The sequence below is a fragment of the Promicromonospora iranensis genome, from assembly GCF_028994775.1.
Taxonomy (GTDB): Bacteria; Actinomycetota; Actinomycetes; order Actinomycetales; family Cellulomonadaceae; genus Promicromonospora; species Promicromonospora iranensis_A.
The window spans coordinates 477,094-490,944 of the sequence record NZ_JAJQMN010000004.1; the positions used below are offsets into that span (position 1 = coordinate 477,094).

The 13,851-nt window shown below is 70.9% G+C and carries 13 protein-coding genes; 4 read left to right on the forward strand and 9 right to left on the reverse strand.

Going from position 1 to position 13,851, the window contains the following annotated elements; all coding sequences use genetic code 11:
- Positions 1-70: 70 nt before the first annotated feature.
- Positions 71-640 carry a Uma2 family endonuclease gene (locus LUU90_RS09815; RefSeq protein WP_275003194.1) on the forward strand — a complete coding sequence of 190 codons (570 nt, stop codon included), beginning with the start codon at positions 71-73 and terminating at the stop codon, positions 638-640.
- A 50-nt stretch (positions 641-690) separates the two neighbouring features.
- On the forward strand, positions 691-2,004 hold the full coding sequence (locus LUU90_RS09820) for a cytochrome P450 (RefSeq protein WP_275003195.1): 1,314 nt from the start codon (positions 691-693) through the stop codon (positions 2,002-2,004).
- A gap of 35 nt (positions 2,005-2,039) precedes the next feature.
- Here the strand turns inward: LUU90_RS09820 and LUU90_RS09825 are convergent, their stop codons facing one another.
- From LUU90_RS09825 to ilvD, 5 genes are all read right to left on the reverse strand, one after another.
- Positions 2,040-3,005, reverse strand: a complete 966-nt coding sequence (locus LUU90_RS09825) for an ABC transporter ATP-binding protein (protein ID WP_275003196.1) — start codon at positions 3,003-3,005, stop codon at positions 2,040-2,042.
- Positions 3,002-3,829, reverse strand: coding sequence for an ABC transporter permease (locus tag LUU90_RS09830; RefSeq protein WP_275003197.1), 828 nt, complete (start codon positions 3,827-3,829; stop codon positions 3,002-3,004). Before LUU90_RS09830 ends, LUU90_RS09825 begins: the two co-directional genes overlap by 4 nt.
- Complete coding sequence (locus tag LUU90_RS09835; protein WP_275003198.1) at positions 3,822-4,640, reverse strand: ABC transporter permease; 819 nt, start codon at positions 4,638-4,640, stop codon at positions 3,822-3,824. The genes LUU90_RS09830 and LUU90_RS09835 overlap by 8 nt, the downstream gene beginning before the upstream one ends.
- Before the next feature lie 110 nt (positions 4,641-4,750).
- Positions 4,751-5,422 (reverse strand): VOC family protein, encoded by a 672-nt coding sequence (locus LUU90_RS09840; protein ID WP_275003199.1) that lies wholly within the window; start codon positions 5,420-5,422, stop codon positions 4,751-4,753.
- 130 nt (positions 5,423-5,552) lie between these two features.
- Positions 5,553-7,415, reverse strand: coding sequence for a dihydroxy-acid dehydratase (gene ilvD / locus LUU90_RS09845; protein ID WP_275003200.1), 1,863 nt, complete (start codon positions 7,413-7,415; stop codon positions 5,553-5,555).
- Positions 7,416-7,794: 379 nt separating this feature from the next.
- On the opposite strand from ilvD, the gene LUU90_RS09850 reads away from it, so the two are divergent.
- Both LUU90_RS09850 and LUU90_RS09855 read left to right on the forward strand, forming a co-directional pair.
- A complete protein-coding gene (locus tag LUU90_RS09850) occupies positions 7,795-8,787 on the forward strand; it encodes a glycoside hydrolase family 11 protein (protein ID WP_275003201.1) in 993 nt (330 codons plus the stop codon).
- Between the two features lie 177 nt (positions 8,788-8,964).
- Positions 8,965-9,399, forward strand: a complete 435-nt coding sequence (locus tag LUU90_RS09855) for a CBS domain-containing protein (protein ID WP_275003202.1) — start codon at positions 8,965-8,967, stop codon at positions 9,397-9,399.
- 21 nt (positions 9,400-9,420) lie between these two features.
- Here the strand turns inward: LUU90_RS09855 and LUU90_RS09860 are convergent, their stop codons facing one another.
- Genes LUU90_RS09860 through gatC form a run of 4 tightly spaced genes read right to left on the reverse strand, consistent with a single transcriptional unit; the run spans position 9,421 to position 13,373 of the window.
- Positions 9,421-10,005 (reverse strand): GNAT family N-acetyltransferase, encoded by a 585-nt coding sequence (locus LUU90_RS09860; protein ID WP_275003204.1) that lies wholly within the window; start codon positions 10,003-10,005, stop codon positions 9,421-9,423.
- Positions 10,006-10,027: 22 nt separating this feature from the next.
- On the reverse strand, positions 10,028-11,539 hold the full coding sequence (gatB, locus tag LUU90_RS09865) for an Asp-tRNA(Asn)/Glu-tRNA(Gln) amidotransferase subunit GatB (protein WP_275003205.1): 1,512 nt from the start codon (positions 11,537-11,539) through the stop codon (positions 10,028-10,030).
- Positions 11,536-13,062: an Asp-tRNA(Asn)/Glu-tRNA(Gln) amidotransferase subunit GatA gene (gene gatA, locus LUU90_RS09870; RefSeq protein WP_275003206.1), complete on the reverse strand. Its 1,527-nt coding sequence runs from the start codon at positions 13,060-13,062 to the stop codon at positions 11,536-11,538. Before gatA ends, gatB begins: the two co-directional genes overlap by 4 nt.
- A 14-nt stretch (positions 13,063-13,076) precedes the next feature.
- Positions 13,077-13,373, reverse strand: coding sequence for an Asp-tRNA(Asn)/Glu-tRNA(Gln) amidotransferase subunit GatC (gene gatC, locus LUU90_RS09875; RefSeq protein ID WP_253873965.1), 297 nt, complete (start codon positions 13,371-13,373; stop codon positions 13,077-13,079).
- Between the last annotated feature and the right edge of the window lie 478 nt (positions 13,374-13,851).

A 13,851-nucleotide genomic window follows, 5' to 3' on the forward strand; every position in this document is an offset into this window, starting at 1 on the left:
TCTAGGTATGCGATCGACAGCGGCGGCGGCGAGTCATGACACGACAGGTGCCCGTTGCTACCGTGGTGCCATGGCCGAGCTCCCCGACTGGATGCGCCCTCCGCGCCCGGAGGGCTGGCTCGCCGAGGACCTGGACAATCTGCCGGACGCTCCCCGCCACACCGAGCTGATCGACGGAGCCCTCGTCTTCATGATGTCCCCTCAACGCCGCTGGCACAGCAGCGTCACCTTTGCCCTGCGGACCCACCTGACGCGCCAGGCGCCGGAAGGGATGGTCGTCGACAGCGAGATGACCGTCCGCCTGGACCAGCACAACCGCCCCGAGCCCGACCTGCTCGCCTCGACGGCGTCGATCGATGGTGACGCGACCTGGTACGAGGCAAAAGACATCGTCCTGGCGGTCGAGGTGGTCTCCCCGGAGTCAGAGCATCGCGACAAGGTAGTGAAGCCACACAAGTACGCGGAGGCGGGCATCTGCCACTTCTGGCGGGTCGAGGACGTCGACGCCGTCACCACCATCCACGTCTACGAGCTCGATGACCTGACCAGGACGTACGTCCCGACCGGCATCTTCCGGGACACGCTGAAGGTCGACCTGCCGTTCCCGATCGAGCTGGACGTCCAGAGCCTGTACGGCTGAGCGGCCCACCCGGTACCGCGCGTGGCACGCCCGCCCATAGGGTGACGGCCGTGATCCCCACCCTCCCGACCACCCGGCACGAGCTGGGCCTCCTCTACCGCGCCCGGCCCGCGATGGCCGGCCTGCTCCTCGCAGGCGCGGCCGCCCAGCGCCGGCCCGGCACGGGTTCGCCCGTGCGCCGGGTGCCCGGTATCGGGTGGGTCACGGCGGACCCCGTGGTGGCCCGCACGGTGCTCCGCGACCACCGCTCGTTCACGATCCTCGGTGAGGGCGGCGTGGGAAACCTGTGGGCCCAGATCCTCGGCGACTGGGTGCTCGACCTGTTCGACGGCGCCGGTCACCACGACCTGCGCTCCCGCACGCGCGAGCTGTTCACGGAGACCGTCTCGCGCGACCTGGTGAGCGCCGCGTGGGACGACCGCGTCGCCGCCGCGGCCGATGAGCTCCGCTCGGGCGGGACGCTCGACGTCGCGCACCTCTCCCGGGTCCTGGTGGGCCGCATGGTCATCAGCCTGCTCGGGATTCCCCGCCCCGACGGGTACGGCGGCTCCTGGCCCGACGACGAGGGAGCGCTGCGGATCTTCGAGACCGGCGAGCGCCTCGCCTCCGTCGCGCTCGGCACCGCGGGGTCGACGATCCTGACGCCGGCCCAGGTGGCGACTGCGCAGGGCATCGTTGCCGAGCTGAACGCGGGGATCCCCGACGGCTGGCGGAACGCACCGCCGGACACCCTGCTCGGCCGCTGCCGGGAGCTCGGCCTCGGGCTCACCGAGACGTCCGGCCTGGCCTCGCTGCTGATGGTCGCGGGCACCGAGACCGCCGCGAGCGCCATGGGGCGGATCACCGCCCTGCTGGTCGACACCGGTGAGCAGCATCGGATGCTCGCGGCGCTGCGGGGGTGTGCCGGGGCGGCCGTGCCCGTCCCGGCGTCCGGTCCTGCGGGAGGCGACGATCGGACGCCGCGGCTCCTGAACCCCGGGGAGGCGGACCCGGTCGAGAACGTGGTGCGTGAAGGGCTGCGGGTCACCAGTCCCGCGTCCGTGATCGGCAGAGGGGTGGCGGCCGACGTCGAGGTGGGTGGAGCGCGGTTACGAGCCGGTGAGCGGATCATGCTGCTCGTGTGGTCGGCGAACGCCGCCGCCGGTCCGTTCCGCGCCGATCGTCCGTACCTGCGGGAGTCCCGCCAGCTGTGGTTCGGTGCGGGCCGGCATCTCTGTCTGGGTGCCGCCCTGGCCCGGGCCGAGATCGGCGCGCTGCTGCGGATGCTGTGGGAGGAGGACCGCCCCCTGCGGATCGTCCGGCGTCGGGCGGCCCGGGGCGTGCTGATCCCCGCCTGGTCGGAGCTGATCGTCTCGCGAACCTGAGCAGGCTTGTGGTTGTGCGCACCCCGCCAGGCAGGTCAGCGGCGGGTGGCGCGGTAGATCTCGCGCACCACGTCCTCGATGTCGGGCTCGGTGATCGACAGGTCCAGCACCTCCGCCCGCTCGGACACCGCGGCGAGCACGCGGGCCGCCGTCGTGCGCTGCGGGTCGAACGCGAGGCGCTGCCGCAGGCCGCCCGACTCGCTGCGGACGTGCTCCGCACCGTCCAGGTCCACCAGGTCACCAGTCGCCGTCGCGAGATCCACCACGAGCTCGCGCCGTGCGCCCACCGTGCGGGCCAGCCCGTCGAGCGTGCCGTCGAACGCGAGCCTGCCGTGATCCACCACGAGGATCCGGTCGCAGAGCCGCTCGACGTCGCCCATGTCGTGCGTGGTGAGCAGCAGCGTGGTGCCGTGCTCGCGCCGCTGCGTCACGAGGAACTCGCGCAGTCGCTGCTTGGACAGCACGTCGAGGCCGATCGTCGGCTCGTCGAGGATCAGCAGCTCCGGCCGGTGCAGCAGCGCGGCGGCCACCTCGGCCCGCATGCGCTGCCCCAGCGAGAGCTGGCGCACCGGCGTCGTCAGGAACTCGCCCATCTCGAGCATGTCGACGAGCTCGGCGGTCCTGGTCCGCTCGTCGGCGGCGGACAGGCCGTGGATGGCGGACAGGATCGAGAACGACTCCCGCACCGGCAGGTCCCACCAGAGCTGCGAGCGCTGTCCGAAGACCACGCCGATCCGTCGTGCCAGCGCCCGTCGCTGCTTCAGCGGGTGCAGCCCCACGGTGGTCACCATCCCGCTCGTCGGCACCAGGATGCCGACGAGCATCTTGATCGTCGTCGACTTCCCGGCGCCGTTGGCCCCGATGTAGCCCACGGACTCGCCGGCCTCGACGCTCAGGTCGAGGTGGTCGACGGCCACGTGCCGGCTGCGCCGCAGCCTGTTCTTCCGGTCCGGCCGCCCGGTGAACACCCGGGTCAGGCCCTCCGCCTTGATGACGTTCATCCACCCGCTCCTCGGTAGTGACGAAGGCCCCAGCGCCAGCACAGCCCCGCGACGGTGACCGCCCAGAGGGCGGCGACAGGCGCGCACCAGCCCAGCCAGGTCGGCAGCCCGAGCGGGCCCGGCACACCCAACAGCGTGGATACCGGCAGGTACGCCGTGAAGGCCACCGGGAAGATGACGCCGAAGACGAGCAGCAGGGCCCGCGGCCAGACGACTGCGGGCTGCGTGGCCGCGTACCGGCCGCCGTAGACGAAGGCGTTGGTCATCTCGGAGCCGTTGATCAGGAAGAACTGCAGGCCGGCGGCGGTCACGAACTGCGCGGTGAAGATGACGAACCCGCTGACCAGGGCCAGCACCAGCAGGCCGACCGTGCCGATGCCCCAGTCGATGTCGTTCAGCACCAGGCCCACCGTGAGCGCCGTCGCGCCCACCAGGCACCGTCCGATCCGGCGCAGGCTGAGGTCGCTCGTCATCAGCTGTGCCAGCAGCGGCTGCGGTCGCAGGAAGAACACGTCGAGCGTGCCGGCGCGCACGTACTGCGGCAGGTTGTCGCAGTGTCCCGCCGCCAGGTCGGCCAGCGAGAACGCGAGGTCGGACAGACCGAACACGAGCATGATCTGGGCGAGCGTGAACCCGCCGATCTGGTCCGTCGCCGAGTACAGCACCCAGATCTCGGTGAACTCGATCAGCCCGACGAGCACCGCCCCGACCAGGTCCATCCGAAAGCTGGCCCGATGGCTCGCCTGCGAGCGGGCACGGCTCGCGAGAACCGCCCGGTAGGCGCGGAGCACCCGCGCCCTGCGCCGCTCCTCCGGCTCAGCCACCCTGCACCTCCAGCCTGCGGCGTCCGGCCCGCGTGGTCAGGTGCCCGACGCCGAGCACGACCGCCAGCCACACCACCTGCACCCCGAGGTGCTGCGCCGCCGCCGCACCGGTGACCTGCCCGGACAGCACGTCGATGGGAAACTGCATCATCGACGGGAACGGCGTGAGCAGCGCGAGGGTCAGCAGCCAGTCCGGGAACAGGTAGATCGGCGTGAACAGACCGGCGAAGAACCCGGAGACCGCCATGTAGAGGACGCTGACGCCCCGGGTCTCCACCAGCCAGAACCCCGACGTCGCCACGGCGTACACCGTGGCGTGCGAGACCGTGATGCCGATCAGGAGGCTGAGCAGCCCGAGCACGTACGCGGTGGCGTCGGGCGGCAGCGCCATGCTGGACACGAGCACACCGATGACCACGCTCGGCAGCCCGCGCGGCAGCAAGGCGAACAAGCCCTTGCCGACGTCCGTCAGGACGTTGGCCGCCTGCACGCTCACTGGCCGGAGGAAGTCCACGGCCACGTCGCCCGACTTGATCCGGGTCTGGAGGTCGCTGCCGCCCCAGAAGTTCACCGATCCCAGCATGCCCTGGCCCAGCCAGACGAACGCCGCCATGGTCGCCGCGGAGTAGCCGGCGAGCTCACCGCCCGAGCTCTCGACCGCCGCGCCCATGATCCCGCCCTTGAGCAGGCCGAACGTCGCGTTCGCCACCAGCCCCGCGAACGTGGCCAGCGGGTAGGCCGACTGCCCGCGGAATCCCGCTACCAGGAACCGCCAGTACGGGTTCCGGGAGGGAGACGGGAGCGGGCGCACAAGCGCGAGACTCTACTCCGCACGCGGCACGATCTCACCCTGTTTTACGAGCGGGTCTCCGAGCACCACCGCACCCTGTGCCGCCGTGCCCGGAGCGTCACGCGCAGCGGTCAGAACTCGCCCTGCCACGTGCAGACACATGCCTCGTTACCTTCGGCGTCGGCCAGCACCCACCAGGACGGGGCGAACTCGTCGGTGACCAGGCGGCCGCCCGCCGCGAGCGCCGCCGCCATGCGTCGCTCGGCCTGGTCGAACGGCACCCACACGTCCACGTGGATGCGGTTGCGCTGCTCGCGCCGCTCGTCGGACTGCTGGAACCAGATCGCCGGGAGCCGTCCGTCCCGGTCGGTCAGCCGCCCGGCGGCGTCGTTGCCCGAGTACTCCGCCACTGCGTCGTAACCCAGTAGCGCCTGCCAGAACGACTGCACCTCGGGGCCTGCTGTCGCGTCGATGCACAGCACGACGTCGCTGACCCCTGCCGGGTCAGCGGCGACGTCCAGCTCACGGGCGGCCATGGAGATCTCCCGGGCGAGCGCGACGTCCCGCGCGGACAGGCCGCCGACGTCGTGCGACCAGGTCCGCACCGTCACGGTGCCGTAGCGCAGGTCGACGTCCGGATGGTGGTTCGCGGCCTCCGCGAGTGCACCGATGCGGCTGACCAGCCGCACGCCCCGGGTGAACGAGCCGGTGGTGAAGCGTGCGAGAGCGGAGCTCCTCAGCACGCGCCAGTCGCCCGTCCCCGCTTCCGCGGTGAACTCGGCGGCGGTGATCGCGTCGGTCATGGGTCACTCCCTGGTGTGTGTCGTCCGGGTCACACCACCATGGCACGAGTCACCGACACTCGAACGTCCTCGTCCACCAGTGCGGGCGAGCCGGGCACGGCACCCACACCGGGTGCCGCGCCCGTGCCGGTCAGCGCCGCTGGAGCCGTGCCACGTCGCGCACGGCGCCCCGGTCGGCCGACGTCGCCAGTGCCGCGTAGGCCTGGAGCGCGGGCGACACGTACCGGTCGCGGTCCACGGGCTGCCACGGCCGCTCGGAGGACTCCATCTTGGCGCGGCGCTCGGCGAGCACCTCGTCCGGCACGTTGACCCGGATCAGGCGGGTGTCGACGTCGATCTCGATCTCGTCGCCGTCCTCGATCAGGCCGATGGTGCCGCCTGCCGCGGCCTCCGGGGAGACGTGGCCCACCGAGATACCGCTGGACCCGCCCGAGAACCGGCCGTCGGTGATCAGGGCGACCACCTTGCCCAGGCCGCGCCCCTTGATGTACGAGGTCGGGTAGAGCATCTCCTGCATGCCGGGCCCACCGGCGGGCCCCTCGTAACGGACGACCACGACGTGCCCCGGCTCGACCTGCTTGGTCAGGATCTTCTCGACGGCCTCGTCCTGCGACTCGCAGACCAGGGCCTTGCCGACGAAGTGGAACACGTCCGGGTCGACGCCCGCGGTCTTGAACACGGCGCCGTCCTCGGCGATGTTGCCCCGCAGCACGGCCAGCCCGCCCTCGACGGTGTATGCGTGCTCGACGGAGCGGATGCAGCCGCCCGAGCCGTCGGTGTCGAGCGTCTCCCACTGGTTGTTCGTCGAGAACGCCTTGGTGGTGCGCACCCCGCCCGGGGCCGCGTGGAACAGGCCGAGCGCCCGCTCGGTGGCCTTGCCGCCGCGGATGTCCCAGTCGTCCAGCCACGCGCGCAGCGTGGGCGTGTGCACCGAGGTGACGTCGTGGTCCAGCAGGCCGCCGCGGTCGAGCTCACCCAGCAGCGCCGGGATACCACCGGCCCGGTGGACGTCCTCCATGTGGTAGTCGGGGTGGTTCGGCGCGACCTTCGACAGGCACGGCACCCGGCGGCTGATGCCCTCGATGTCGGCGAGCGTGAAGTCGACCTCCGCCTCCTGCGCCGCCGCGAGGATGTGGAGCACCGTGTTCGTGGAGCCGCCCATGGCGACGTCGAGCGTCATCGCGTTGGCGAACGCCGCCTTGGTGGCGATCCCGCGCGGCGCGGCGGTGTCGTCCTCGTCCTCGTAGTACCGGCGGGCCAGGTCCACGATGGTGCGGCCGGCCTCGAGGAACAGCTCCTTGCGGGCGGCGTGCGTCGCGAGCGTCGAGCCGTTGCCCGGCAGCGACAGGCCCAGCGCCTCGGTGAGGCAGTTCATCGAGTTCGCGGTGAACATCCCCGAGCACGAGCCGCACGTGGGGCACGCGTTCTCCTCGACCAGGCCGAGCGCCGCGTCGTCCACGTTCTCGTCGGCCGAGTAGTTGATCGCGTTGATCAGGTTCAGCGGGGTCTTCGCGACGCCGTCGGCCACGACCGCCTTGCCGGCCTCCATGGGCCCGCCCGACACGAAGATCACCGGGATGTTCAGCCGCAGCGCGGCGTTGAGCATGCCCGGCGTGATCTTGTCGCAGTTCGAGATGCAGACGAGGGCGTCGGCGGTGTGTGCCTGCACCATGTACTCCACCGAGTCGGCGATGAGGTCGCGGCTCGGCAGGGAGTAGAGCATGCCGGCGTGGCCCATCGCGATGCCGTCGTCGACGGCGATCGTGTTGAACTCCTTGGCGACGCCCCCGGCCTCGCGGATCGCCGACGCCACGAGGTCGCCCATGTCCTTGAGGTGTACGTGCCCCGGCACGAACTGCGTGTAGGAGTTCGCGATCGCGATGATCGGCTTCCCGAAGTCCTCGGATCCCATGCCCGTGGCGCGCCACAGCGCGCGAGCTCCGGCCATGTTTCGGCCGTGGGTGGACGTCCGGGAGCGCAGGGGACGACTCATGACTGTTCAGCTCCTTCGATGCTGGTTGGCCGCGCGCCATACGGGGGTGGGCGGCTCCAGCACGCTACCTCCGGTGCGCGGCGTCGGACACCGGGCGTCCACAAGGTGACCCGCGCCGTGGCACCGCGCGGGACCTCCGCACCGGGGCACCCCCACCCGACCCACGCCGCTCGAGGGCGGGAAAAGAGCCGGTGCCCCACCCTTGACCCGGCCATCCACCGTGTGCACACTTGTCTACCGGCAGGCCGCCGACGTCGAAAGATTTCGGCCTCTGCCTGCGAGGACGCCGGTCACCTGGACGCCGCTGTTCGGGACCCGTGCGCGTCACGCGTGTACTCACGCACGTATCCGCTCACTGCAACGTACAACGAGGTGCGACATGGCGAAAACGTTTACTACGAAATCGTTTGCGATCCGATCCGAACCCCCGCTCCGCAGCCGCCTGCTGCGCGCGCTGACCGGCATCGGTGCCACGGTGGCGCTGCTCGCCGCCGGGATGGTGGCCACCTCCGCCCCCGCGGCGGCGGTGGACCGCAACGAGACCGGCAACCACGGCGGCTACTTCTACTCGTTCTGGACCGACGCCCCGGGAACCGTCTCGATGAACCTCGGGTCGAACGGCAACTACTCCACCCAGTGGCGCAACACCGGCAACTTCGTGGCCGGCAAGGGCTGGGCCACGGGCGCCCGCAGGAACGTGACCTACTCGGGCACGTTCAACCCGTCCGGCAACTCCTATCTCACGCTCTACGGATGGACCAGGAGCCCGCTGGTCGAGTACTACGTGGTCGACAACTGGGGCACCTACCGGCCCACCGGCGAGTTCCAGGGGACGGTCACGACGGACGGCGGCACGTACGACATCTACAAGACGATGCGCTACAACAAGCCGTCGATCGAGGGCGACAACTCGACGTTCACGCAGTACTGGAGCGTGCGCCAGCAGAAGCGCACGGGCGGCACCATCTCGGCCGGAAACCACTTCGACGCCTGGGCCGCACGTGGCATGCGGCTGGGCAACCACGACTACCAGATCATGGCTACCGAGGGCTTCCAGAGCAGCGGCAGCTCCAACATCACCGTCGGCACGAGCGGCGGGGGCGGAGGCGGAGGAGGCACGTCCTGCACCGTCAACGTCACGAGGGGGCAGGAGTGGAGCGACCGGTTCAACGTGAACCTGTCGGTGAGCGGCACCAGCAGCTGGACCGCACGGATCAACCTCGCCGGCGGCCAGTCCCTCCAGAGCAGTTGGAACGCCAACGTCACCGGCAGCACCGGCACGCTCACCGCCACGCCGAACGGCTCGGGCAACAACTTCGGGATCACCGTCTACAAGAACGGCAACAACAGCTTGCCAACGGCCACGTGCTGACGACGCACGGGCCCCGATAACCGGGACGGGATGCGTCAGCGGCGGCGCGTCCCGTCCCTTCGGCCCGGCCCTGCGGCGGCCGGCCACACCCCTACCTGAACGTCGCCGGGTGCCGTACCGTCGTAGCAGGAGCCCGCAATGACGCGGTTTCCGGCGCGCAGCGACGGGGGTGCTCGAATGCGAGTGACAGAGGCATTGCGACGCAAGGGCAGCACAGTGGTCACGATCTCCAGGGACCGGAGCGTGCGTGACCTGCTCGCCCTCCTGGCCCAGCACGGTATCGGCGCGGTCGTCGTGTCCGACGACGGCGTGCGGGTCGACGGGATCGTCAGCGAGCGCGACGTCGTCCGTCGGCTGCACTCGGACGGCGACGGCGTCCTGGACGGCCCGGTGGCGGCGATCATGACCGCCGCAGTGCACACCTGCAGTCCCGAGGCCACGCTCGACGAGCTGATGCCCGTCATGACGGAGCACCGCGTGCGGCACGTCCCCGTGCTCGTCGACGCCCGGCTCACCGGGATCGTGAGCATCGGCGACGTGGTCAAGCACCGGATCGCCGAGGTCCAGGCCGAGCGGGACCAGCTGACCGCCTACATCGCAGGCGGGCCGTAGGTCCCGGCTCGGCCCACGGGCTCAGCCCTGCAGCGCCCGGTACTCGTCCTCGAGAATGCTCATCACCACGGCGTCGGCCCAGGTGTCGCCGTCGCGGTAGATGTCCCGCAGGCGCCCCTCCTCACGGAAGCCGAGCGACTCGTACAGAGCCTGGGCGCGCGGGTTGATGCTGAGCACGTCCAGGCTCACCCGGTGCAGGCGGGGACCCGATTCGCCGTCGACACCGTCGAAGGCGAACCGGAGCACCTCCTGGATGGCCTCCCGGCCGTACCCCCGGCCCCGGTAGTTCGGCAGCAGCTGGAGCCGGAGGTTCGCCGAGCGGACGTCCTCGTCGAGATCGTTGAGCACGATCTCGCCGATCATCTCGTCGCTGACCGGCTTGCCGTCCCGCTCCGCGGCGGGGCAGATGGCCCAGTCGTAGCGGCCGGGCCGGTCGCTGACCGTGCTCGCCCACTCGTTGATCTGATCGCGCGTGAAGGTCGCGGTGGTCCCCGTCAGACGGGTTCCCTCCGGATCCTGCACCGCCTCCCACAAACGTTCCGCATCACGTCCCTCGATGGGACGCAGCCGCATCATCTCGCCGCGCAGGAGGGGACCGCGGGTCATCTGCCCGTCCTCGGACCCAGGGTCACGAGCCGATCCGATCCAGCACCAGCTCGCGCACCCGCTTCGCGTCGGCCTGACCCTTCGTCGCCTTCATGACGGCGCCGATGATCGCGCCGATCGGCCCCTGGTTGCCACCACGAACCTTCTCGACGATGTCGGGCTGGGCGGCCAGCGCCTCGTCGATGGCGGCGAGCAGCGGGCCGTCGTCGGACACGATCTCCAGGCCGCGGGCCACCACGACAGCCTCCGGGTCGCCCTCGCCGGCGAGCACCCCGTCGAGCACCTGCCGGGCGAGCTTGTCGTTGAGCCGCCCCGAGTCCACGAGCCCCTGGAGCTGGGCGATCTGCGCCGGGGTCACCGACAGCGCCTCGAGCGCGACCTCGTCCTGGTTGGCGCGACGGGCCAGCTCGCCCATCCACCACTTGCGCGCGCCCGCGGCGCTCGTGCCCGCGGCGACGGTCGCCTCGATGAGGTCCATGGCGCCCGCGTTGACGACATCGCGCATCTCGGCGTCGGCGTAGCCCCACTCCGTCTGGAGCCGACGGCGGCGCGCCACCGGCATCTCCGGGAGCGTCGCCCGGATCTCCTCGACCCACTCGCGGCTCGGCGCCACGGGGACCAGGTCGGGCTCGGGGAAGTAGCGGTAGTCCTCGGCGTCCGACTTCACGCGGCCCGACGACGTCGTGCCGTCCTCCTCGTGGAAGTGGCGCGTCTCCTGCACGACCGGCAGGCCCGCGTCGAGCACGCCCGCCTGACGGGACACCTCGTAGCGGACCGCGCGCTCGATCGAGCGGAACGAGTTGACGTTCTTGGTCTCGGTGCGCGTGCCGAGGGGCGACTCCGGCGTCGGGCGGAGGGACAGGTTCACGTCCGCACGGACGTTGCCGCGCTCCATCCTGGCCTCGGAGACGTCGAGCGTGCGGAAGATGTCACGCAGCGTCTGCACGTAGGCACGCGCTACCTCGGGGGCGCGCTCGCCGGCACCCTCGATGGGCCGGGTCACGATCTCGACGAGCGGGATGCCCGCACGGTTGTAGTCGACGAGCGAGTACTCGGCCCCCTGGATGCGGCCGGTCGCGCCACCCACGTGGGTGTTCTTGCCGGCGTCCTCCTCCATGTGCGCCCGCTCGATCTCGACGCGGAACACCTCGCCGTCGTCCAGCTCGATGTCGATCCAGCCGTCGAAGGCGATGGGCTCGTCGTACTGCGACGTCTGGAAGTTCTTCGGGACGTCCGGGTAGAAGTAGTTCTTCCGCGCGAACCGGCAGTTCTCGGCGATGGTGCAGTTCAGCGCGAGGCCGATCCGGATCGCGTACTCCACCGCCTTGCCGTTGACCACCGGCAGGGCGCCCGGCAGCCCGAGGCTCACCGGGGTGACCTGGGTGTTGGGCTCGCCGCCGTACGCGACCTCGGCCGCGCAGAACATCTTGGTGAGCGTGCCGAGCTCCACGTGGACCTCGATGCCCAGCACCGGGTCGTAGCGGCGGACGGCGTCCTCGTAGGCGACCAGTCCGGTCGTCGTTGCGGCGGTCATCGGGCGAGCTCCGTGGTCTTGAGTTCGGGTGCCTGGTTCAGGAGGGGTCCGCCCCAGCGCGACTCGAGGGCCGCCTCGAGGGCCGCGCCCACGCGGTACAGCCGGTCGTCGGCCTTGGCGGGCGCCAGGATCTGGAACCCGACGGGCAGACCGTCGTCGGACAGGCCGTTCGGGAGCGACATGCCGGGGACACCCGCGAGGTTCGCGGGGATGGTCGCGATGTCGTTGAGGTACATCGCGAGGGGGTCGTCGAGCTTCTCGCCGAACTTGAACGCGGTGGTCGGCGCCGTGGGCGAGACCAGCACGTCGGCCTGCTCGAACGCGGCGGCGAAGTCACGCTGGATCAGCGTGCGGACCTTCTGCGCGCTGCCGTAGTAGGCGTCGTAGTAGCCGGCGGAGAGCGCGTACGTGCCGAGGATGACGCGGCGCTTGACCTCGTCACCGAAGCCGGCCCCGCGAGTGGCGCCCATGACCCGCTCTGCCGTGACCGGGCCCTCGGCGGGCTCGACCCGCAGGCCGAACCGCATGCCGTCGAACTTGGCCAGGTTGCTGGAGGCCTCGGCGGGCATGATCAGGTAGTAGGCGTCCAGCGCGTAACCGAAGCTGGGGCAGGAGACCTCGACGATCTCGGCGCCCAGGGCGCGCAGCTGGTCGAGCGACTCGTCGAACCGAGCGGACACGCCGGCCTGGTAGCCCTCACCGGACAGCTCCTTGACGACGCCGACGCGCAGACCCTTCAGGTCGCCCTGGGCACCCTGCTGAGCCGCCGCGACGACGCCGGGAACCGGCTCGTTGATCGACGTCGAGTCGTGCGGGTCGTGCCCGCCGATCAGCTCGTGCAGCAGCGCGGCGTCGAGCACCGAGCGCGTCACGGGGCCCGCCTGGTCGAGCGAGGAAGCCATGGCGATCAGGCCGTACCGGGAGACACCACCGTAGGTGGGCTTCACGCCGACGGTGCCGGTGACGGCACCGGGCTGGCGGATCGAGCCACCCGTGTCGGTACCGATCGCGAGCGGTGCCTCGAAACCGGCGACCGCGGCCGCGGAGCCGCCGCCGGACCCACCGGGGATGCGGTCGAGGTCCCACGGGTTCTTGGTGTTGCCGTACGCCGAGTGCTCCGTCGAGGAGCCCATGGCGAACTCGTCCATGTTGGTCTTGCCGAGGATCGGCAGACCAGCGGCCTTGATGCGCTCGACGAGCGTCGCGTCGTACGGCGGGATCCAGCCCTCGAGGATCTTGGACCCTGCGGTCGTGGGCAGCCCCTTGGTGACCACGACGTCCTTGACCGCGATGGGCACACCCGCGAGCGGGTGCAGCTCCTCGCCGGCGGCGCGCTGCGCGTCGACCTCCGCGGCGGTCGCCAGCGCCTCCTCGGAGGAGACGTGCAGGAACGCGTGCAGGTCCCCGTCGACGGCGGAGATGCGGTCCAGGTGGGCCTGCGTGGCCTCGACGCTGGTGACGTCCTTGTTCCTCAGCGCGGACGCGAGGTCGGACGCGCTGAGACGGGTGAGGTCCTGTGTCATGTCGTTGGTTCCCATCACTCTTCGCCGAGGATCTGCGGGACGGCGAACCGCCCGTTCTCCTGCTGCGGGGCACCGGCCAGTACGTCCTGGATCGGCAGGGCGGGCTCCGGTACGTCGTCTCGGAACACGTTCGTCAGCGGGAGGGGGTGGCTGGTTGCCGGCACGTCTGCGGTAGCGACCTCGCTCACACGAGCGACGGACTCGACGATCACGTCGAGCTCACCGGCCAGGCGCGCGACCTCGTCGGGTCGCAGGTCGATCCGTGCCAGCGCAGCCACGCGCGCAACCTCGTCACGGGAGATGGTGGACATGGCCGTCAGTCTAGTCTCCGGACGGCGTTAGATCGCCCGGATTCCCGCCCGTTGACTGTGAAATCTCTGCAACGCGCAGACCCTTCCGGGCGGTCGGACGGATGGCGCGGTGCGGTTCCGCGGCGTTTCGCGCCGGCCCAGTGTTTGTGCCCGGGACGGTCGGTGTTTCGGGCGCATCGCTGGGTGGGCCGGGGCGCCGGGTCGCGTCTGGTCGGAGTCGCGTCCGGGCGGGTCGGGTTGCGGGCCCAGTGTTTGTGCCCGGAACGATGTGCTGTTTCGGGCGTAAACGCTGGGTAGACCGCGGCGTCCGGGCCCGCGGGCAGTGGCCCGGCCCCGGGGCTGTGGCCGGTGGGGCGAGCGGGCGTTGTTGGGGGAATGCAGTCAGGGGGTGGAACCAGGCACGACCCCGTGGGGTTGTGCCTGGTTCCACCCCCTGCTGGGAATGGTTGTCCGGCGGCGTCCTACTCTCCCACCCCGT